Below are 21,256 nucleotides of genomic sequence, written 5' to 3'. Positions count from 1 at the left end.
CGCCCAGTCGCGAAGCCAATACCGCTTGAACCTCCGGTGACTAAAATGCGCTTATCTTTAAATTTCATTCAATACCCCATTGAATCTATTGTGCAGGGAATAGCCTGCACTGTCTCATTTTATCCATCATACGCATCGGTAAGTCCTTACGAACCAAGATCCAAGCATGCACAGCTTCAAAAACAACACTGACCAAATTGTGTCGACAGGCAATATTTGAGCTCACGTACAAAGCAACACCGTTATAGACGCCAAAATACAAGAATTCCGATGGATGTGATTTCCAACTGTTTATGTCTGCATAAGTATAGATGTCGGAAACAAGATGTCTTGGCGATTGAAGCTATACACTGAAAGCACATAAACCAGTCAGATATTAGTGCGAATGCAAGATCAATGAAGTTTATCCCAAACAATAGCCCTGCTTTTTATCCTGAAATGTCAGAGGAGCACTTTTCTCTCTTATATATCAAATTACAGCCAAGAACAAGATTAAGGCGACGCATACGAAAGCGGCAGATTGGCCTTCATAACAACTTAGGCTTCGGTTTGTGATAGGAATACAGATTCCCAAGAAAGTAATATGGCATTCTTTATATCTGAAAAAATACACTTGCAGATTAAACCTTGAAATGCATACTATTTATGCGGCCTGTGCCGCCAAGTAATTATCCATTAAGCCTTTCTGTATTTCAAAGTCTAATGTTTTTCTTGACCAATGATTTAAATCGCATACCACTGCATCAACCTGTCTCTGAATTATCTTTTTAAAGTTCACACTCTTAGGCCAATATTGGCGCACAAGCCATTCATATTCTCGCTCTAACCACGTTCCCAGGAGTGGTAGCATGCGCGAAATAAACCTGCGCTCCAAGCTCCTTAGTAATTTTTTCGTGATAGACAAGCTCTTTACCATTGTCCACCGTGATCGCATGCAATACTGCCGCATACGGCTTCAGCAGAGCTATAGTGGCCTCTGCCACCGCCTCTGCACTTTTGCTCTCCACCTGTGTAAATAAGGTAAACTGCGTGACGCGCTCTACAAGAGTCACCAGAGCGCCGCTATGTTCCCTGTCAATGACGGTATCAATTTCCCAGTCGCCAACCCGACTCTTCGCATCTACCTCCACCGGGCGCTCATCGATAGTTATACGATTCCTGATTTGGCCGCGATTGGTTTTACCATTACTTCGCTTGTGATACTTTTTACCGTGCCGCCGGAGGCTCATGAACAGTTCGCCACCCGTCGCCTTGTCGGCCCACAGATGTTGATAGATGCGCTCATGGCTCAACAGTATCAAGTGCACCTTGGGCAGCCAGCCTGAGATTTGCTCCGGGCTCCATTTTTCAGTAAGCTTTTCCTCGACCAGGCTAATCAGCTCTGGTGTCAGTTTTGTTACCTTTCTGACCTCTTCACGACGCAAAAGCGCAAACCTCCGGGCTTGCTTTTGCCGATATCCGCGCTGACTACTATTTCGCGCTGACTCCCTTGATATCGTGGATTGACTCACGCCTATAGCCGCCGCAATCTCTGCTTTTGGAAACCCGCTTTTCTTAAATGCCTCAATCTGGCATCTTTGCTCACAGGTCAGATGCTTGTAGCGTCACATTGCATATCTCTTGCCGGAGAAAAAGCACGAAGCCTACGGGCAACTAGCTGATTTGTCTAGCTCCATTAAAATATGCACTTACAAGTTGAATCTGGGATAAAATAATTTCAGCCAGAAAAATACTCCCTCTTTATTTATATTTTAGATACATTACAATAGAGATGCTACTAATAGTTCGGTGACAATATGAAGGCAGTAAAATACCTAGAATTTAGTGAAGTCGACCCAAGTGATTTTTTATCAGTACTCAATCGCGAAAGGGTAAGAAAACACTTGATTGATCATGCACTGTTTACAACTGAGACCTTGAAGCTTTGGATGGATTCCAAAATAGAGATAGATAGCACCGCTGGCTGCAAAGTTAGGGCAATTATTCTTGAAGGCACCTTGGCGGGCTGGTGTGCCATTCAACTGGAAGGTGACAAATACGCAATTGCAATGGTAATTGATGATCAATTCTGGGGGTTAGGTAAGACAGTGTTTCAGGATGTAATGGGATGGGCAAAAGAACTGGGGCATAAAGAGATCTTTATACATTTCCTACATACCCGCCCTGGCTACAAATTCTTGGACAAGCTTGCAGAAAATGTACGAAAAACTGAGCTGTATGACAATAACTTTACTGCGTATCAACTGGAAGTGAAATAGCTCACCAAAATATTCCAGAATAAGATATGCACTTATAACTTTAACCCAGGAATTTAAATAATCGGCCAAGAAAAATATTAAGCTTTGAAACACCAAAAAATTTAATGGATAGTTCATGTGAATACTATGGAGGGTTTCTGGCCTTTGTTGCGATCTTGGTAACGCCCCCATTGAGGGATATCACAAGAGAGACTTCCTCTGTATCTGAGTCTCTTTGAGTATCTGCACAATATCAAACTCAGAGCAAAGGCTGCTATTTCAGGATTGCTTAACTTACTGCTGAGCTAACTCCCTGGAATCCATAAAGATCCACAAATTTTTACTATCTACCCAAAATAACGCTCTTCCCTTACCCGCTGGATTATCACCTGTAAAGTGTCTGGAGACCCAAAAGGCATTGCCAATACTCACAGGTTAAACCGACCTGAGGACGGCGGCACTATTCTCCATTGCTCCAATAATCCGTACCGCTGGTTTCTCTGAATATAGTTCCGGCACGGGCGGGAAGATCCCCCTACTCTCCGATAAGGGAAGTAAACAAACTTGGTACGATCGTATAAATGAATACGTCATATACAGCAAGCTGGAGCGATCTTCCCACTACAATGACGCAAAAAAACTACGCTGTCGGGAGGATCAATCCTTCTTTTTAGCAAATTTTTTTATGAATAAGTGTCTCATCCGCTTGACTCTATAGTCCGTGCCTCTCGTACATCCATACATAACGGGAACATTGTAAGTACGAGAGTTATCTGTAGGAAAAAGAGTTATCTGTAGGAAAATAGAAAGGGTACCAGCACGCCAAAGGTCTATCCTGTAAATGAAAATTACGCCAAATACTATTGGGTATCTGAAAGCATTTGGACATCACGGAACTGAGTGTACCTATTAGTAATCATTGACCTGTACTCAAGGTCAACGGCTGGCTGGCAACCTGATCAGAGAATGTACTCCGCACTGGATATACAAGGGTTGAGAGTACTTACGTACCTGCCTCCAAATTAGAATCACTTATCCATTAATAGATTTATTCTTTGCGGCCCTGCCCAAAAGGATCATCGGTATTATAAAGTTGAAATGTGTTGATTACTTCGTGTAACTGCCAGACACCGGAAATTGCTGAATATCTGGGCACTCAGACAGGAGTTGCAATATTGATGGTAACAAGCCGTCAAGGACTGCTCAGGTACTGACCTAAGGGGAGATCTGCCGAACTGATTTTATAGAACAGAAATTTCTAGCCCAGCCAAACGGATGGCAGGCCGCATATTTTGGCGCACCACAGCAACATCATGCCATAGACTGCTCGCCTCTCTTAAGATGTTGCCTGATCAAATTGTCAATAACGGCAGCTTTAAACCACCACTACAGGAAACTCCAGTATTTTTTCTTCTTCCTGCCTCATCATCCAAGCGTACTCACCTTTCCACTGGGTAGCCTGGATTGCCGGATTAAAAAACAACAGCCAGATCACTCAACAGGTGAATGCGATACAGAGGCGACTATTTTCCTGCGGCAAGCACTGTGTCAAAAGAGAAATAAAAAAAGCAAAACCAAACGGTCATTGACAAACAGGATAAAGACCTGCTGGTCATTATAAATTTTTCTTCATAATTGGTTAACTGTATCCGCCTAAACACCTTTCTTAACGGAAAAAATTACAAATATTTTTTTGTAAAAGAAATAATTGTGGCACTTATTTCATCATTGTAGTAGTGACAATCGTTTATTAAATTCTCGATTGAGGTTATCCTGACACGGTCATTTTCGAGAGGGGAACTGATAAAAATGCAATCGGCATATAGAGCACAAAGTTATTGTTGCAATTTTTGCATACTTGCCTTGACTTTTGAATGCCACCTGGGCTAGGCATGGCAGCCACTCAAGGAAATATACTTCTCCCATACTTTATCTGTATTTAATCAGGCTGCACGATTAGAAGCTAAAAATGCAGAGCAAAATAAAAAAGGGAGATTGCTTCAAAACGCAATTTAGAATAAATTTACTTACCTGGTGACTTAAAGTTGGCACTACTCAATACATTGAATTCTTTTTTTCCTGGAATACTAATCGCTCAATAAATTTAATACCAGAGCTGCAATCTACTTTATTCCGATAAAATTTAGTGAAAAACCAAGCAGCCGCGTAAGACTGCGCTCACATTTCATCCCAGAGAACCAGCTTTTGAAAGTCATATTCGAGCATAGGGCTAGTGTTATCCCTAAATACAAATGGAATTAATTTGTTCAAGATCAACCATCGACTTCTAGAAAGAAAAAACTACCAGGTTATTTTTGTGGTTAAGGGCTCTGTTTTCTTGCAGTCTGACACCCCCATTTTAACTCGACTCACTCATCCGGTTTTTATATGATTAACTACTGCGAAAGAGTTATTTCCACATGGATGAATGAGTACGGCTCAGGTCTGCGGCGCTATTTCGCACCACGGGTAAACAATGCCGATATTGACGATCTGGTACAGGAAGTTTTCTTCCAACTGCACTTGCAGGTAAGGCAACAGGACACGGAGATCCACAACCCGCAAAGCTACATCTTCACTGTTGCCAGAAATCTGTTGATTAGCCGAAGCCGGCATCAGAAATCCAAATCCCGTACCTTCCAAGATGCACTTGAATATGAATTCGAGATTCCCGACGTTATTTCTCCCGAGCGGGCCGTTATCGGTATGCAGGAGTACCGTCGTGTAGTCAAGGCGATTGTCGGCCTACCGCCACGGGCACGGGCCGCTTTTCAGTTTCATCGGTTCGAGGATATGACGTATCAGGATATTGCCGAACAGATGAATATTTCCAAGGAGTCTGTAAAGGAGCTTATTCACCGCGCACTGGTGCGGATAAGACAGGTTATGGAGGACGAAACATGACATTGCAAACCCATTCCGATCACAAAACACAGCGTGCGGCCGCCACCTACTGGTTCAACGAGCTGCGTTCAGGCGATATGAACGAACAAGAACAGTATTGGTTCACCCAGTGGCTTTGCCAGACACGGGAAAATTGTTTGGCCTACCGGCAAATGGAGTGCGACTGGGCATGTTTCGATGCAATTGCCGAAGATGCGGCAATCCTGGCGGCGAGGGAGGAGGATCGCAATACTTTTTTGGGCAATGGGGTGAGCTGCGTCACGCTGTTTGCAGCGACAACCGGCCAAGCCCTGCTCTCTGCCGGTCTGGCGGGTGGCTAATCGCCAGTATAGCCTCAGCACCCCCGAATAAGTTCACCAAACAATTCCCTGACTTTGATCTTGGCATCGTTTAGTGCACTACGACCCTTGCCGGTAATGGTGTAAACGCGTCTCGGGCTGCGCCCACCACTCTCTCGGCTGGAAATCAGATAGCCTTTTCTTTCCAGCCCATGCAGCATCGGGTAAAGGGTGCCGGCACTAATATCGTAGCCATGCCGCTGTAACTCCTCCATGATTCCAAGCCCAAATACAGGCTCTATGGCTGCATGATACAGAATGTGCAGGCGGATCAGGCCACCGTAGAGATCCTTGTCTGTCATTTTTGCTTCTTTGTCATTTTTTGTCCCCAGGCAGCCTCATATGGCCACCCTGGGAAGGTTGCTGGTACAAAAGCCTGCAAGCTCTACCCCCCAAAGGGCTCGCGCCGGCATCCACTGGTACCGCGTTCAACTGGATGCCCGTTAGGCTACCGGTAGCCGGACCTTACCGGAAGCATCGGGAATAGTCATGGGACCCTCTGCTTATGCTTACTTCCGGGCAGAATCCACAAGCGTGACGGCACCCTGTCTTTTCCAGGCTTTTCGAGAGGCCTTTCACAGCTTGTAACTGGAGTCCAAAGCGACAATTTGCGATTGAACCAATATGGGGAGTTTGGTATTTTATCGAAATTCGATATTGTTGTGGAGAAATGCCTGATGAAAGCGGGAATCCTTATAAAAACCTGGATCGGCAGCATTTTTCTGATGGCCGCCGTGGGGATTGGCGTAGCCCAGCCGGGAAAAGAAAAGCAGGCTACGACCCATTGGCTGACAGATGCAGAAAGCAATTCGACTCGTTTCACCAAACTGCAGCGCTATCTGCGGGGATTTGACCAGCCGATGTGGGAGGTGGGTGAGCGCTTTGAATCCATCTATGAAGCATTGAGGCGCGATAACTTTGCCCTTGCCAGCTACCATTGGAGCAAAATTCGTACCACCATACAAAATGGGTATCTGAAGCGCCCGGCACGCAAGGCCAATGCGGATGCTATATTACTCGGCAGCACTTGGGAAACCGTGGACCGGGACTTTCAATCAAAAGATCCAGCCAGGGCCTGGACGGGGTTTGCCAGGGCGAGGGCCGCCTGTTTGGCTTGCCATGTGGCGGAATCCGTCCCTTTTATGAATAATCAGCCGGTTTTCGAGCTGTACGCACCTTCGCGGAAGGAGACACAGTGAACTCTGTTTTTTTCGGTGGGCATGAGGCCAGGGCTTGCGCCAGTGCCACCATCTTTATTCGGCTGGCGGTGGGCCTCGCAGTGTTCTTCCCAGAAGGCCTGCAAAAGCTGCTATTCGCCGATATTCTCGGGGCCGGACGCTTTACGGGAATCGGCATTCCGCTGCCTGGGTTTTTCGGCCCCTTTGTGGGTGTGGTTGAAATCCTGTGCGGCTTGATGATCATTTTCGGCATTGCCACGCGTTTAGCGACGATCCCGCTGATGATCACCATGTGTGTTGCGCTGCTTTCCACCAAGCTGCCTATTCTACTGGGACACGACTGGTGGATCTTTCACGTATCCGAAATGGGCCGCTACGGTTTCTGGAGTGCTCAGCACGAAGCCAGGGCGGATATGGTGATGCTGCTAAGCCTCATGTTTCTCTTTATCACGGGTGCCGGACGCTGGTCGTTCGATCACTGGCTGTGGGCCCGTCAAAACGCGCGCCTGGGAGCTTCTTCAACCAACAGTTAACGCACATCCAGTGCACGGCGGGCGCCCAACTGCAAACCTTTTTCTCAACACCGCTAGCTCTACCCCGGCACCACCGGCAGTGGGTGGGCTGGCGAGGCCCTTGAAAACCAGCAGCGCCACAAACCGGCAACAACATTTCAGATTCCAGACTCCCTTCTTGACTGCCGGGTGATTTAACAATCTCTGCCAAGCAATCGCATAATTTCACAGATTTCATTTTTAGATAGTTTTAGCCCACTACTTATTGGCTGATCGATTACTGGGTGGTTTTCATTTTAGTCATTGACAACTAAGTGGGTTACAAAATAGCGGAGGTGGCCATTATGGGCAAGGGTGTCTGGGTCTAAGCGCACTTTCCTGAGCTGTGCGTCAATAGCAATTTTAAGGAACACGGATTCAACCATGAATTTGATATCCAGGCTTCTGGTGGAAACAACATGGCACAAACTGGCAGGAGGCCTGGATTCAACTTTTACCCACCGCGTAGCACCTGGAATGAGTCAGGCGGACCAGACTGCCTGCCTTTCCAATTGTACCATCCGACGTACCGATTCTCGCCCAAGGTACTGTATGACACCGTTTCCCAGAACCCATGGGTCAAAGCAACTGACGCTAAGCACAATTTGTCACGCTCTCCAATCCACGCATTCAGGTTATCGCTGAGGGTGTGCCGCCAGGTTTTACCTGACCACAAAAAACAGTATCCGCTGGCTAAATCAGCCTAAATGCCACAAAAGTTTCTCGGATCACGATGCAGAGACGCATTCTTAGGAAGGGTTGCAAGCCCAGCTTTAACTTTGGTTCACGGTGAGTGTGATTTTTGACTAATGCGTCAAATAAAAAACCCCACCCTACAAGGACATAGCCATTGTGCATTTGGTATGGACAATAGGGCAATTGAAATTAACAATTATCATGAAATTATATATATAATAGAAAGCCAAGATATACAGGGAACTGGCCTATTAAATAATGGTCTGTTGTCACTCATGGAATATCAATCAGGAGAATAGTCACCAGAATGCTCTCTATTTCACAGACCCTCTACCCTGAGGCATTGGGAGTATGTCAAGGTGACGCCATTGAGGGCACCCTATACACGGGAACATTGATGCAGCACCCGCGCAGTAGTGAGGACCCATTTTGAAAGCTTCGAGTGCAATTCGCAATTTCGTAGAACACCCCCTAACCAATTTATGTGTTGGCCTGTTGCTCTTTGGTAGCGGCTTTGCTGAGGCCTATGAAAGCCTGCATAGTGACCTTACAAACATGAACTTCGGCGCCCACCACGGGCTGATGCTGTTTGGCACATTAAACGTACTTGCAAGCATCCCGGATATCATAGAGGGGGTTGGCTCCGGGGCGAATTACCTTGAGCATCGAGCCAAGCGGCATCAACCGTCAGATAAAGACAATCAAGAAGCTGCGTAACGGCACCCCGCCCTCTTGGGCGGGCTTCTCACTTTTCAGACAACGACCAGCGGTTTCCGGATTTACGCTTTCCTCCACCAATAAACGAACACTTCCTCCGCCTTCAGTTACACTATACCCTGCCGCTTAACATTGATCGCCGAATCAATATCTAGATTTTAGATGACACGGTCTATTCGAAAAAATATACCCTAGAGAGGGTTATTTTCGGGTAGGGGATGTGCAGATATTTATTGACGTCGGAAAGGGGCGCCGAACCGCTAGCGCAATTTGTCTCCCTTTTCGACCGGCCGCAGCAACTCTGTCAATGGAATCCAAATGGCATCAGATCGCCTTAACTGGTTTTTTACGATTGCCGCCAATATCGGCGTTATACTCGGTCTGGGTTTTCTGATACTTGAAATCCGCCAGAGCACTCTTGCGACACAAGCAACACTGAATCTTAATCTGGTTACCTACGGGCGAGAAAACGCTGAACTGCTGGCTTCTAGCGATGAACTGGCCGATATCGTCTTTCGCGGGGAGCAGGACCCAACCTCCCTCTCTCCTTTGGAACTAGAGAGATTCCTTATCTTCACGACATGGCGGATGACGGCATGGGAGACCGCATTTTTGAATTATGATACCGGTGTTGTGGCCGACCGTTATTGGATAAGCTTCAATACCTGGTACTCAAGATTAGTAAAAAGCAAGCCTGGGTACCTATACTGGTGGCTGGCATCTCGTCATGGTTTTGACCTCTATTTTCGCGAGCATGTGGATCAGGTACTCGGGCTCGAATCGGATAGTACTACCAGGCGGCAACAATAGTTTATCATTTGCGATGGCTATTGTTTTGGGTAGTTTGTGCGCGAACTTTATAAAGCCTGCAGAAGCGTTTGCGCTCGATACACGCTGCGGCTTATCTGTGTTTGGGTACCGTAAAGAGATGGGTTAAGATTTTGAACACTGCCAATTTATCCGTAACTCAGGCACGGGAAATTACTGCCCCCGACTTAGATGTTGATCTACCATCCATAATCTGTCCTGCCCCCAAACAACCAGGGAGTCAATGATCATAGCTGGCACGCCCCAGAGCCCGTACTCGTAGATCTCCTGACGGTTCATCTCGGCAAAATCACGCCAGTTTTCACTCATTAATGCACTTTCACAGCTTGGCCAATCAAGTGCTAATTCATGACACAATGACCGCAGGTTTTTCAGATTGGAAATATCAATTGCTTTTGACCAGCTTGCTTTGGTCATGGCGAGCACATACTCACGCTCCTTACCCATATTTTTGGCAACATAAAAAAGAGCCAGGGCATTTTCTACACCTTTGCCCAGGGGATCGGAAATATAGCCGAAGGGGATATCATGACGGTTAGCTTCACGCTTGGCATCTAGCAAAATATATAATCGCTTGGAGGTGGGGACCGATAATCCTCTCATCACCATAGGCAGTATGGGTTTAAGTTCCAATTCACATTGGTAGTGATCTGCCAGGGCAAACAATCTGGTTAATAAGATATATGAATAGGGGCTTCGAAAAGAGAAATAACAGCTAAGGACTTTACCTTTTCCAGAGTCCGCTGTCCCTGTAAAATTGTTTTGATCAGGACTTGGAAATAAAAGTTCTCCATCGGTTAATCGTCGTTCCAGGTAATGAAGCCTATCGATCCCCCAGTATTTTTCACCAGCATACTCAATCATAGCGGTTAGGTAGTGGCCACGTTTTATCATAACCGTGTTATTGTCAGTGAGCTGTTGTTGTAATATCGGGATATTTGCACTTTGAATACCGGGAATGGCTGTATGTGCTACCCACAAGGATTTAAAAATCGCGGCAATGGCTTTCCATGGATGAGAGCCTTGTGCCGCCTCACACAATACCAGGCTTGCCTTCTCGGAGAGGCTGCTACGCTTTACCGGCGGCTCCAGATTATAGGCGCGCGCTAAACGCTGGCAATCCTCTAAGGCATAATCAGCCAGTAATTGGCGTTCTGGATAACAGCTATCTTCTAGGTGAGTAACAATAATTGGACGGAGTTCACAAGCGTATTTCTCACAAAACTGGGGAAGTACCTGGCTCAACAAATAGGAATATGGATCATCGGCACGAAGATAGCAATCACCATGACCCTGCTTGCGGCGCTTTAGCAATTTTTTTTCAGCCCGCCGATAGATCTTTGCTCTTCTTTTGTCACTGGTATACCAGCGAGCAAACATCGAGATTAAACGTTTCTTTACAGTCAACACTAGGCCCTAACGTAGTTTACAATCAATTTAAAAGCCAATATTCCCAGCGAGTCTGCCAATGCTAACCCAGAGTGGGGAGCCAGGGATACTGCGTCGCCCCCTTGCCGCTCCCAACCCTTTTTTGCCATATCCGGCAACATCAATCAATAACAAACCAACTAAAGTTTTGGGTTAGATGCAACAATATTACCAATCGCACACTTGTGCTTTATCAGGCTTTTACTCTGCATCCATTAAAAACAAGAAATTTCTGAGCAGTTAGCTGCAACTACCCTAACTTACAGAATACTTCAGGCATGAGTATTAAGACATGAACAGCCTCATATCATCGATAGGATATCCAGCTGTTTGCTTTTAGAGTCAACGGTAGAAAACAGCCCTATATTCGATTAAATTCAATTAATGAGACATTCTAAAAGATAAATGAGATTATGTAAATCGTGCGGATATCGGATAAACAATAAATGTGGCGATGATGTGACAATATAAGGGCAATTCAGGCCCTGCCTGTCTTCTGCCGCCACTCCCGCCCATTCATTCCTGCGCCCTATCCCCCCATCCACTTTCATTGATGATCCCAACAAGTATGACCGCCAGGATCAGGGGCCTTCCATGCAACATCTGGCACAGGCCAGGAGCTGTATTGCCAAGTCAACTTTTACGGTGTTTTTCCCTTTTTAGTCGGTACATTTTGGCTATTGCATCGAGAAACTAAAATCACTTTCCCTGCTCGATTGTAAAAAGTTCTTCAAAGCGATATAAGGTACAAAGTGATCTAGGTAGTGCCGGGAAATCAACCACGAAAGGTTTCTGAAACCGGAACCGGCGGTAGGCAATGGTCAACTTTGTAAGAGAGAGCAATAGCAACCCGTCAAACAAACTATATCTGATTTAACAATGACCTATAGGAGGTTTTACACAATCGCCAGGATGACGGGATACAGCTATGTAGCAAAACCTTATGTGGTGTATTTCTTTGAACAGGTACAACCTGAAATTCAGCGTCAATACAAAAGATGGATTCATGGAGGGCTTCACTGATGCCAACTGGACGACAATTACTCAATCAGCTGGAAGTAGATTCACCCGTTTTTGGCGTTGCCTACTCAATCATTAGTTGGTCCGGCCTTGCCAAAGGCGTTTCCATTTCTCCATCCGGCATTACCAAACTTTTAGGGAAACTGGTGGAAGATGGCCATGCAACCACTTTTATGATTGAGAATGGCAACATCACCATGACAGGGATGAGTGATGAAGGCTGGGTTTTTTATGGGGGCCCAATAGGCAGGACCAACTGGGCCAGAAACACCCAGAATGCAAACACGGACGTTTATTACACAAAATGCACTGCAGAGGATGTAATAAAATACAAACAAATACAAGATGAACTGGAAAATGCCGACAACACCCAGTACCACGAAGTCTGGCCCAATATCCCCGGCAGAACGCGATACGAGAACTGTATAAGCTCAAGCCATATGATTGTGCACAAAATGGGCTTTGGCACCGCTCTGGCCACCCAGGGGGTATGGATACCTTCAATCAGTAACTGGGCAACCTGGACGGCCACAAAGATGTCCGCCTGGAAGCACAAGCGGTTTGCACATGTAAATACACATATGCCTTAAACCTCTGCATACGAGTGGGTTTTCTCCATATACAGCTAATGCCCGGCAATCTGTCTGGTTGCCGGGCCAGTTTGGCACGGAAGCTTGCCACCATAGCCCCCTGAGCTACAAATAACCCCGTGCAAGCGAGGCAGTATTTTCAAGAGCAAACCCGGCAGGCCCTGCACCTGCAGCTCCATTCGGTCATTGTGTGAGAAAAACAGGTATGCCCCGATTTGCTTTACTCTCCCGACTTCTCTCTACCCCAACCTTCCCTCAGCGTCTATAAACAGCACTCTTTTACAAATTTCCAGACAAGGAAATTTCCCTGAATACTATTGCTTTAACCAGAGGGGAATCCTTAAGATAGAGCGCTGGCTATAAATTGACTTTCCTGCCGAAAGCCTCCTGCCCGGCAATCCAATATTTGCAAAGTAAAGAAAACTGCCCGATGCTCAGCTATACACTGGTTAAACAGGTCCATATCACTACTGCAGTGATCAGTCTCTTTCTATTTCTCCTGAGAGTAGGGTTGGATTTCGGCAAAAAAAACCACTGGCGGCAAACGCCATTACGCCTGGCGCCCCATATCAATGATACTTTATTGCTGTCGGCAGCCATTACCCTGGCGATTCTCGGGAATTGGAATCCGGTTCTATACCACTGGCTTGCAGCGAAATTGGTGTTGGTATTAGGCTATATCGTTGCAGGCTTCATGGCCCTGCGTCCAACGCTTTCCCGGCGTACCCGTATCATGGCCGCCCTGTTGGCGCTCGCGCAGATAGCGTTCATCTTCTACCTGGCAATCATTAAACCGGTACTTTGGTAGGTTTTCTCAGCTGTATACACCCGGCAATCAAATAGAAATCCATAGGCTACTGATTGCCCTCCCATAAAATATGGCGCAACTGGTTGCTTCGGTGCGTATTTTGGAGAATGGAGAGACAAAATGTGCACCGGGAAGGGCTTAACCCGGCTGCCTAACAAGACGGAAATGCAGCCGGGGCAAGGCGCCCCGACTTAATACTGCGCTTACAAAAGTGCTTAATTGAGCTTCTCTTTAATCCGCGCCGCTTTACCAGTCAGGCTGCGCAGGTAGTACAGTTTGGCCTGGCGCACATCACCACGGCGTTTTACCTTAATGCTGTCAACCAGTGGACTATGGGTCTGGAAAGTACGCTCTACACCAACACCGTGGGAGATTTTACGCACGGTGAATGAGGAGTTCAGGCCGCGATTACGCTTACCGATCACCACCCCCTCAAACGCCTGCAAGCGCTCGCGGTTCCCCTCTTTTACTTTTACCTGAACGATAACGGTATCACCGGGTGCGAAAGGAGGCACCTCGCTCTTTAGCTGCTCTTGCTCCAATTGCTGGATAATTTTGTTGGTCATTTGGATTGCTCCCAAACAGGGTTTGTGTAGCTTCTCAGCTAGTTTACCGAACTACTCCCGCCTCCCGGCGAATCCGGCATCAAGTTTTCAGGAATTTCGCTCCCGCCGGATTTCTGCCAGCAATTGCTTCTGTTCCTCACTCAGCTCCAACCCCTCCAGAAGATCGGGTCGGCGCTGTTGTGTGCGTGCCAGGGCCTGCTTGAGGCGCCAGCGGCGTATTTTCTCATGGTTGCCCGAAAGCAACACTTCAGGCACCACTTCCCCCCGGTACACTTCGGGCCGGGTGTAGTGGGGACAATCCAGCAGGCCTGTGGAAAAAGAATCTTCAACCACCGACTGAGTGTGCCCGAGGGCACCGGGTATCAAGCGGATGATTGCATCCATCATTACCATAGCAGCCAGCTCACCGCCACTGAGGACATAGTCACCAATAGACCATTCCTCGTCGATCAGGGACTCTATGATACGCTCATCCACCCCTTCATAGCGCCCCGCCAGCAGTACCAGATTTCCGGCAATCGAAAGCGCTTCGATTCCACCCTGGTTCAGCTGCTGTCCCTGCGGAGAAAGATAGATACTCCGTACAGGCTCACCCTCCGCTCCGGTCCAGGCACGTGCAGCCTCCAGAGCCCGGTATAGGGGTTCAGCCAACATCACCATTCCGGGACCACCACCATAGGGGCGGTCATCCACGGTACAGTGCCTGTCACTGGTGAAATCCCGGGGGTTCCAGCAACGCACCTCCAGCAGGCCCGCTTTCACAGCCCGTCCGCTGACACCATACTCGGTCAGTGCGGCAAACATTTCCGGGAAAATGCTTACCAGAGCGATTTTCTTCATTATCGCTCCAATCTTTAAAAATCCGGGTCCCAGTCGACGGTGACCACACCGGCCTGCAGGTCTATATCTAGGATAAACTGGCCTGGCAGATAGGGAATTAAACGCTCGCGCCTGTCCGTACCGCCACGTACTACCAACACATCGTTGGCACCCGTTTCCATCATATGCGCGACTCTACCAAAGTCATGCACTGCACCCTGAAAGTGGCTGATTACCCGCAAGCCCTCGAGTTGGTGCCAGTAATACTCGCCCCGTTCGAGTGTGGGCATAAAATCACGCACAACCGCTATTTCGCGCTGACAGATCTCCGTCGCCTTATCGCGATCGTCTATGCCTTTGATATGTACAACCAAACCCTTACCGTGGCATCTGCCAGCATCTATTTCAAGGGTTTCCCAGCCTTTCGGCCCGCGCAATCTCCAACTGGGGAACTGCAGGATGCTGTCCATCGGCTCTGTATAGGAGTGTACCTTTACCCAACCGCGCACACCATAAGCCATCGTTATGCGCCCAACAGTGACCAAATCTTCGGAATTATTCCCCTCTTCTGTCACAAGCGCACTACCACGGGCCAATCAGGCAGATTCTTTCAGCAGCTTGCTGACACGATCAGAAACCTGCGCACCTCGACCCAGCCAGAAGTCCACGCGTTCGCGGTCAATCCGCAGACGCTCTTCCTGGCCACGAGCAACCGGGTTGAAGAAGCCAACACGCTCTATAAAACGACCGTCGCGAGCATTGCGACTGTCGGTAACTGTCAGGTGATAAAACGGGCGCTTTTTAGCACCACCACGAGCCAAGCGAATGGTTACCATGTAACTTTCCTGTAGGTTCAAGACTGGGTGACCGCACTCTTCGGCCACCGAAATAACTTTGCCGGCAGCGCACCGGACTGAAAGGCGGCGTATTCTAATGCAGCACCAGGAATTTGTATAGCGCTGTATCAGCCCCCACCCAGCGGCCTGGGGCGCTACTTTTTCTTAAGCCCAGGCGGTAAGCCACCGGGCATACCACCCATTCCTCCCATACCGCCAGGCATACCCCCGCCCATACCGGGCAAGCCGCTCATGCCACGCATCATCTTACCCATACCACCCCCCTTGAGCTTCTTCATCATCTTGCCCATCTGTTTGTGCTGCTTGAGCAGGCGGTTCAGGTCCTGCAGGTGGGTTCCGGATCCGGCAACGATTCGGCGCTTGCGGGAACCATTGAGGAGTTCGGGACTGCGGCGTTCAGCCGGGGTCATGGAGGAGATAAGCGCATCCATACGCTTGAACTCTTTGCCCATATCCGCCTGCTGTGCGGCCTGGGCCAAACCGCCCATACCCGGCATCTTTTCCAGCAGGGAACCAAAGCCACCCATATTTTGCATCTGCTGCAGCTGGTCGCGCAGGTCTTCCAGGTCGAAACCTTTGCCCCTCTGCACCTTCCTGACCAGCTTTTCAGCCTTGCCCTTATCAATCTTCTGTTCTGCTTCTTCAATCAGAGACAGGATATCCCCCATACCGAGAATACGGGAGGCAATACGGTCCGGATGAAAGGTCTCCAGCGCATCGGTCTTTTCACCGACACCGATAAACTTGATGGGCTTGCCGGTCACCTGACGCACAGACAACGCTGCACCACCGCGGGCATCACCATCGGCCTTGGTCAGGATGATACCGGTTAGCGATAGGGCCATATCGAAGGCGCTGGCGGTATTCACAGCATCCTGACCGATCATGGCATCAATCACGAACAGGGTTTCAGCCGGGTTCAACGCGTGGTGCAACTCGCGGATCTCGTCCATCAGCTGGGCATCAATATGCAGGCGCCCCGCAGTATCGACAATCAATACATCGGCAAACTGTTTGCGCGCGGCCTCAACCGCCCCCCTGGCGATATCCAGAGGTTTTTGCTCCGGGGTAGAGGGATGGAACTGTGACCCCACCTCACTCGCCAGGGTTTCCAGTTGTTTGATGGCAGCCGGGCGATATACGTCAGCGCTCACCACCATCACTTTCTTCTTCTCCCGCTCCTGCAGGTACCTGGCCAGTTTGGCAACACTGGTGGTCTTACCGGCCCCTTGCAGGCCGGCCATAAGGATAACCGCGGGGGGCTGGACAGCCAGCTTGAGGGGCTCTGCAGCTGCCCCCATGACCTTTACCAACTCATCCTGAACAATCTTGACGAACTGTTGGCCCGGATTCAGGGCCTTGCTCACTTTCTGCCCCACCGCTGCGGTGCGCACCTGCTGCACAAAGGCCTTTACAACCGGCAGGGCGACATCCGCCTCAAGCAGTGCCTTTCGCACTTCGCGCAGGGTATCGCGGACATTGTCATCGGTCAGGCGCGCCTTGCCGGTGACTTTCTTTAGAGCCGCTGATAAGCGGTCACTCAGGTTATCGAACATAAATTCGCCTCGATTTCTCCGGTTGCGGATTGGACCCCGGTGCGCAGGGCCGCGGAACCATTCACAACACCCTGTCTGAGGCGCGGCAGTATAGCCCAGGTACCCGCGCAGCCGAAATAACACCAAACCTTCCCTGTTCAAGCGGGCTGTGACACACTTCCAGTCAGTTGCAATCATGATACGGATCGAATCAATGGCGGCTTACGCCCACTGGACAGCCATCGCACTCTACCTGGCCACTACCGCTGTTGCGGCGACAGCCCTTGCCCACAAGCGCCAACCAGACAACAGACTGCTTCTGGCACTACTTGCCGCAGCGTTGACAGCTCATGCGATCTCCCTGGTGCATACCCTGTTTTCTCCCCTGGGCTATCGCTTCGACCTGCTGGCGATGCTGTCACTGGTTACCTGGGTGGTTAACCTGCTGCTGTTAATGCTTGCGGCAAAGCGACCCCTGACTCTGCTGATTTTGATTTTTGCCCCAATAGGGGCAATCACAGAATTCGCCGCCTCGCATACCTGGGGCACAGTCACCCCACACGGCCAGCTCTCCAAGGGTATTGCAGTCCATGCACTGCTCTCAATACCCGCCTACTCACTGCTAACCCTGGCGACACTGCAGGCTATCTATCTCTACTATATGAACCAACAACTGCACAAACACCGACCGGTGGGGGCCGCCCGCTTACTACCCCCTTTACAGAGCATGGAGTCGCTGCTTTTCGGTCTTATCACTTTAGGCCAGTTACTTTTGACCGCTTCTCTGGTGACAGGCTTTGTCTTTGTAGGCAACCTGTTCGAGCAGGGACCCATGCACAAAACCCTACTCTCCATCATCGCCTGGGTGCTCTACAGTATTCTGCTCTGGGGACACTGGCAGTGGGGCTGGCGCGGCAACACGGCTGTACGCTGGACCCTGTGTGCCTTCGCCACCCTGATGCTGGCCTACTTTGGCAGCAAACTGGTTACGGAGGTGATTCTCCAGCGCGGGTAGCGGGAGAAAAGAAAAATGACCCGAATACTTGCAGAGGTCGGCATTCTGTTCCAATATCTCCGCTTCGAATCAAAAAGAGTTCTCCCTTGAACGAGATCCATCCGGGCCTGCTGTTCAGCCTGCTGGCCCTGCTGGTCGTCATATCAGCTTTTTTTTCCAGTTCCGAAACCAGCATGATGGCGCTGAACCGCTATCGCCTGCGGCACCAGGCCAAAAGTGGGCATCGCGGAGCCAAACGCGTCATGGAGTTGCTTGCGCGACCCGACAAGCTGATCGGAGTAATTCTGATCGGTAACAATCTGGTCAATATTCTCGCCTCTGTCATTGCCGGCGCAGTGTTTACCAAACTCTACGGGGATGCTGGAGTGTTTTATGCCACCGCAGCACTCACTATCGTGATCCTGATTTTTGCCGAAGTAACACCAAAAACCATTGCCGCTTTACACCCTGAAAAAGTCGCTTTTCCTGCCTCATGGATTTTGCAACCGCTGCTGTGGCTACTCACTCCACTGGTATTGTTAGTCGGCAGTATTTCCAATGGTTTGGCGCGCCTGGTGGGCGTCGAGACCACTGCAGGGGGCGAATCAGAGCACCTGGCCCCGGAGGAACTCAGGACTGTGGTTTTTGAGTCCGGTGCCCGGCTTCCCAGCAAACACAAAGGGATGCTCCTCAACGTACTGGATCTGGATCAGGCCACCGTCGAAGACATTATGATTCCCCGCAACGAAGTCATGGGTGTGGATTTGGAGCACACTGCCGAGCAGATACTCCAGCAGCTGGCTGAGAGCAGCTATACCCGTCTGCCGGTCTTCACAGGCGATATCAACCAGGTGACTGGCATCCTGCATCTGCGCCGCGCCGCACAGATATTGCGCGATGGCCCGGAAAATTTCACCGCTGAACGCTTCAAGTCCTTTACCGATGAACCCTACTTCGTACCCGAAGCCACACCACTGCCCACACTGTTGATGAATTTCCAGAAAACCAAACGCCGTATGGGGCTGGTGGTGGACGAGTACGGCGAAGTGATGGGCATTGTTACCCTGGAGGACCTGTTGGAGGAAATCGTCGGTGATTTCACCGCAAGTCCGGTGCCCAGCGATGACCAAGAGATCATCGCCGCCGGGGATGGCTGGTATAGGATAGAGGGCGGCACATCCATTCGCGATATCAATCGCACCCTGGGTTGGCACCTGCCAACCGATGGCCCCAAAACCTTTAACGGTCTGGCCATGGAACACCTGGAAAGCATCCCCGATGGTAACATCAGTCTCTATATCCTGAATTACCTGGTGGAGATTGAGGAAGTTTCCAACACCATGATCACTCGCGCACGCGTTAAGAAAATCAATGCCTAGGGCGAGGCCCAACAACCAACCACTAAGCCAAATCCATCAACACTTGTTTTACCGGGGCAAAGCTCGCCCTGTGTACAGGGCTGGGACCAAGCTGCTGCAATGCCTGCAGGTGCACTTTGGTTGGGTAACCTTTGTGTCGGGCCAATCCATATCCTGGATATTTTTTATCAAGCTCCACCAGCTCCCGGTCCCGCGTCACTTTTGCCAGAATAGAAGACGCTGCAATGGCTGCAACCCGGTTATCCCCCTTCACCACCGTATCACACGGATAAGACCAGTCCGGCTTTTTATTGCCGTCCACCAAAACATATTCCGGCTGTACAAACAGCTGTTCCACAGCGCGACACATGGCCAGTAAACTGGCCTGTAGAATATTGATTCGGTCGATCTCCTGCACCGTGGCACGGGCGATAGAATAACTCAATGCACACGCACAAATCTGGTCGTAAAGTAACTCACGCTTTTTTTCACTCAATTTTTTTGAGTCGGCGAGACCTTCAACGGGGTTGGCCGGATCGAGAATGACCGCTGCCGCAACGACATCGCCAGCCAGGGGGCCGCGCCCCACCTCATCGACACCGGCAAGCAAAACGCCCTGATAAGTACAAATGTAAGGGGGAAGCGCTTTCTTAGGACACATCCATCTCTATCCACTTTGCTCCAATAGGTTGCAAACAGCGTCCGCCGCACGCTCGGAGGCATTGCAGCGCAACTCTTGGTGGAGTTCATTAAACTCCCGTTGCAGTTGATCCCCCAGCAGGGGGTCCTCAAAGTAGCGCATCAACGCAGCCCCAAGGTTTTCCGGAGTGGCATTGCTTTGCAATATTTCCGGTACCAACTCCTTCTGCGCCAGCAGGTTGGGCAACGACACCCAGGGGGTATGTAACATTCGGGAAATAATAGCGTAGGAAACTCTGCCCAATTTGTAAGCCACCACCATCGGTTTTTTCAACAGCATCGTTTCCAAAGTGGCAGTCCCAGAGGCGATCAGTACACAGTCGGCAACGGTAAGCGCCGTTTGAGCGTGGCCTTCCAGCACAGTTACCGGAAGCTCGGTAAAACCCTGTAACTGCCGGTTGATCTCTGAGAGGCGCAGCCTGTTGGCGGCGGGCAGGACAAACTTGATATCCGGATTACGCTGGTGACACCAGCGGGCAGTCTGCAAGAACAGTGACCCAAGTAAGCGCACTTCCCCTGCACGACTGCCTGGGAGCAGAGCGATGACTCTATCGCTATCCGCAAAGCCCAGTTCCCGGCGCTTTGCAGAGCCATTGACCTGCAGTGGAATATCATCGGCAAGGGGATGTCCAACGAAGGTTACCGGCACTTGGTTTTCCCGGTAAAATTTGGCCTCAAAGGGCAGTAATGTCAGCATGTGGTTCACTGCGCGGGCAATCTTTTTGACCCTTCCCCGCCGCCAGGCCCACACTGAGGGACTGACATAGTGCACGGTTTTGATCCCCTCGGTTTTGAGGGATTCCTCCAGAGACAAATTGAAATCCGGCGCGTCGATGCCGATAAAGAGATCCGGCGGATTTTTGATAAAATACTGACAAAGGGAGCGGCGGATCTTTAATAATTCTGGCAGGCGCTTCAAGGGCTCTACCAGCCCCATCACCGACAGACGCTCCATGGCATACAGGGAGTTTGCGCCCAGAGCCAGCATACGCGGGCCAGCGATACCTTCAAATGCCACCTCGGGCAGGCGCTTTTGCAATGCAGCCATTAGACTTGCGCCCAGAATATCCCCCGAGGCCTCACCAACAACCACACCAATGCGAAACGGCTTATTCTTTTCTGACACGCCTTAA

General features: G+C 49.7%; 22 protein-coding genes and 1 pseudogene. 12 read left to right on the top strand and 11 right to left on the bottom strand.

Features of this window, described 5'->3' with window-relative positions; translation table 11 throughout:
• Positions 1 to 192: hypothetical protein (locus tag Q1A48_RS14445; protein WP_299946185.1), on the top strand; the 192-nt coding region annotated here is incomplete at its 5' end.
• Between the two features lie 617 nt (positions 193 to 809).
• Here the strand turns inward: Q1A48_RS14445 and Q1A48_RS14440 are convergent.
• Positions 810 to 1,592, bottom strand: a complete 783-nt coding sequence (locus Q1A48_RS14440; RefSeq protein WP_299946193.1) for an IS30 family transposase — start codon at positions 1,590 to 1,592, stop codon at positions 810 to 812.
• A gap of 204 nt (positions 1,593 to 1,796) precedes the next feature.
• Here Q1A48_RS14440 and Q1A48_RS14435 point away from each other — a divergent pair, with 204 nt between their 5' ends.
• The gene (locus tag Q1A48_RS14435) at positions 1,797 to 2,258 is read left to right on the top strand and encodes an N-acetyltransferase (protein WP_299946182.1); all 462 of its coding nucleotides are present in this window, start codon (positions 1,797 to 1,799) and stop codon (positions 2,256 to 2,258) included.
• 1,064 nt (positions 2,259 to 3,322) lie between these two features.
• On the opposite strand, the pseudogene Q1A48_RS21870 reads toward Q1A48_RS14435, so the two are convergent.
• Positions 3,323 to 3,436 (bottom strand): annotated as a pseudogene (locus Q1A48_RS21870) (hypothetical protein); the annotation flags it as partial.
• Positions 3,437 to 4,661: 1,225 nt separating this feature from the next.
• Between Q1A48_RS21870 and Q1A48_RS14430 the strand changes: the two are divergent.
• Both Q1A48_RS14430 and Q1A48_RS14425 read left to right on the top strand, forming a co-directional pair.
• Complete coding sequence (locus Q1A48_RS14430) at positions 4,662 to 5,141, top strand: RNA polymerase sigma factor (RefSeq protein ID WP_299946179.1); 480 nt, start codon at positions 4,662 to 4,664, stop codon at positions 5,139 to 5,141.
• The gene (locus Q1A48_RS14425; RefSeq protein WP_299946176.1) at positions 5,138 to 5,461 is read left to right on the top strand and encodes a DUF4880 domain-containing protein; all 324 of its coding nucleotides are present in this window, start codon (positions 5,138 to 5,140) and stop codon (positions 5,459 to 5,461) included. Before Q1A48_RS14430 ends, Q1A48_RS14425 begins: the two co-directional genes overlap by 4 nt.
• Positions 5,462 to 5,475: 14 nt before the next feature.
• Here Q1A48_RS14425 and Q1A48_RS14420 read toward each other — a convergent pair whose 3' ends face one another.
• On the bottom strand, positions 5,476 to 5,781 hold the full coding sequence (locus Q1A48_RS14420) for a PadR family transcriptional regulator (RefSeq protein ID WP_299946174.1): 306 nt from the start codon (positions 5,779 to 5,781) through the stop codon (positions 5,476 to 5,478).
• A 375-nt stretch (positions 5,782 to 6,156) separates the two neighbouring features.
• Between Q1A48_RS14420 and Q1A48_RS14415 the strand changes: the two genes are divergently transcribed.
• From Q1A48_RS14415 to Q1A48_RS14400, 4 genes are all read left to right on the top strand, one after another.
• Positions 6,157 to 6,678: a hypothetical protein gene (locus Q1A48_RS14415; RefSeq protein WP_299946172.1), complete on the top strand. Its 522-nt coding sequence runs from the start codon at positions 6,157 to 6,159 to the stop codon at positions 6,676 to 6,678.
• A complete protein-coding gene (locus tag Q1A48_RS14410; RefSeq protein WP_299946170.1) occupies positions 6,675 to 7,190 on the top strand; it encodes a DoxX family protein in 516 nt (171 codons plus the stop codon). Before Q1A48_RS14415 ends, Q1A48_RS14410 begins: the two co-directional genes overlap by 4 nt.
• Positions 7,191 to 8,333: 1,143 nt before the next feature.
• Positions 8,334 to 8,621: a hypothetical protein gene (locus tag Q1A48_RS14405; protein WP_299946168.1), complete on the top strand. Its 288-nt coding sequence runs from the start codon at positions 8,334 to 8,336 to the stop codon at positions 8,619 to 8,621.
• Between the two features lie 318 nt (positions 8,622 to 8,939).
• Positions 8,940 to 9,431 carry a hypothetical protein gene (locus tag Q1A48_RS14400; protein ID WP_299946165.1) on the top strand — a complete coding sequence of 164 codons (492 nt, stop codon included), beginning with the start codon at positions 8,940 to 8,942 and terminating at the stop codon, positions 9,429 to 9,431.
• A 171-nt stretch (positions 9,432 to 9,602) separates the two neighbouring features.
• Here the strand turns inward: Q1A48_RS14400 and Q1A48_RS14395 are convergent, their stop codons facing one another.
• Positions 9,603 to 10,856, bottom strand: a complete 1,254-nt coding sequence (locus tag Q1A48_RS14395) for a DsbA family protein (RefSeq protein ID WP_299946162.1) — start codon at positions 10,854 to 10,856, stop codon at positions 9,603 to 9,605.
• Positions 10,857 to 11,899: 1,043 nt separating this feature from the next.
• On the opposite strand from Q1A48_RS14395, the gene Q1A48_RS14390 reads away from it, so the two are divergent.
• Entirely contained in the window at positions 11,900 to 12,487 is a 588-nt protein-coding gene (locus Q1A48_RS14390) for a hypothetical protein (RefSeq protein ID WP_299946160.1), read from the top strand.
• Positions 12,488 to 12,917: 430 nt separating this feature from the next.
• Positions 12,918 to 13,295, top strand: coding sequence for a SirB2 family protein (locus tag Q1A48_RS14385; protein ID WP_299946158.1), 378 nt, complete (start codon positions 12,918 to 12,920; stop codon positions 13,293 to 13,295).
• Positions 13,296 to 13,510: 215 nt separating this feature from the next.
• On the opposite strand, the gene rplS is transcribed toward Q1A48_RS14385, so the two are convergent.
• From rplS to ffh, 5 genes are all read right to left on the bottom strand, one after another.
• Positions 13,511 to 13,861 carry a 50S ribosomal protein L19 gene (rplS, locus tag Q1A48_RS14380; RefSeq protein ID WP_108733996.1) on the bottom strand — a complete coding sequence of 117 codons (351 nt, stop codon included), beginning with the start codon at positions 13,859 to 13,861 and terminating at the stop codon, positions 13,511 to 13,513.
• Positions 13,862 to 13,948: 87 nt separating this feature from the next.
• The gene (gene trmD / locus Q1A48_RS14375) at positions 13,949 to 14,713 is read right to left on the bottom strand and encodes a tRNA (guanosine(37)-N1)-methyltransferase TrmD (RefSeq protein ID WP_299946191.1); all 765 of its coding nucleotides are present in this window, start codon (positions 14,711 to 14,713) and stop codon (positions 13,949 to 13,951) included.
• Between the two features lie 2 nt (positions 14,714 to 14,715).
• Positions 14,716 to 15,276: a ribosome maturation factor RimM gene (gene rimM, locus Q1A48_RS14370; protein ID WP_366523420.1), complete on the bottom strand. Its 561-nt coding sequence runs from the start codon at positions 15,274 to 15,276 to the stop codon at positions 14,716 to 14,718.
• Complete coding sequence (rpsP, locus tag Q1A48_RS14365) at positions 15,277 to 15,516, bottom strand: 30S ribosomal protein S16 (RefSeq protein WP_299946152.1); 240 nt, start codon at positions 15,514 to 15,516, stop codon at positions 15,277 to 15,279.
• 155 nt (positions 15,517 to 15,671) lie between these two features.
• Positions 15,672 to 17,093, bottom strand: coding sequence for a signal recognition particle protein (gene ffh / locus Q1A48_RS14360; protein ID WP_299946149.1), 1,422 nt, complete (start codon positions 17,091 to 17,093; stop codon positions 15,672 to 15,674).
• A 193-nt stretch (positions 17,094 to 17,286) separates the two neighbouring features.
• Between ffh and ccsA the strand changes: the two genes are divergently transcribed.
• Both ccsA and Q1A48_RS14350 read left to right on the top strand, forming a co-directional pair.
• On the top strand, positions 17,287 to 18,087 hold the full coding sequence (ccsA, locus tag Q1A48_RS14355) for a cytochrome c biogenesis protein CcsA (RefSeq protein ID WP_299946147.1): 801 nt from the start codon (positions 17,287 to 17,289) through the stop codon (positions 18,085 to 18,087).
• An 86-nt stretch (positions 18,088 to 18,173) separates the two neighbouring features.
• Complete coding sequence (locus Q1A48_RS14350; RefSeq protein WP_299946146.1) at positions 18,174 to 19,445, top strand: HlyC/CorC family transporter; 1,272 nt, start codon at positions 18,174 to 18,176, stop codon at positions 19,443 to 19,445.
• A 22-nt stretch (positions 19,446 to 19,467) separates the two neighbouring features.
• On the opposite strand, the gene rnhB is transcribed toward Q1A48_RS14350, so the two are convergent.
• Positions 19,468 to 20,085, bottom strand: coding sequence for a ribonuclease HII (gene rnhB / locus Q1A48_RS14345; protein ID WP_299946143.1), 618 nt, complete (start codon positions 20,083 to 20,085; stop codon positions 19,468 to 19,470).
• Positions 20,086 to 20,091: 6 nt separating this feature from the next.
• Positions 20,092 to 21,249 (bottom strand): lipid-A-disaccharide synthase, encoded by a 1,158-nt coding sequence (gene lpxB, locus Q1A48_RS14340; protein ID WP_299946140.1) that lies wholly within the window; start codon positions 21,247 to 21,249, stop codon positions 20,092 to 20,094.
• Positions 21,250 to 21,256 lie beyond the last annotated feature (7 nt).

This window comes from uncultured Microbulbifer sp., assembly GCF_947489355.1.
Classification (GTDB): domain Bacteria; phylum Pseudomonadota; class Gammaproteobacteria; order Pseudomonadales; family Cellvibrionaceae; genus Microbulbifer.
This window is presented reverse-complemented; position numbering and strand designations above follow the sequence as displayed.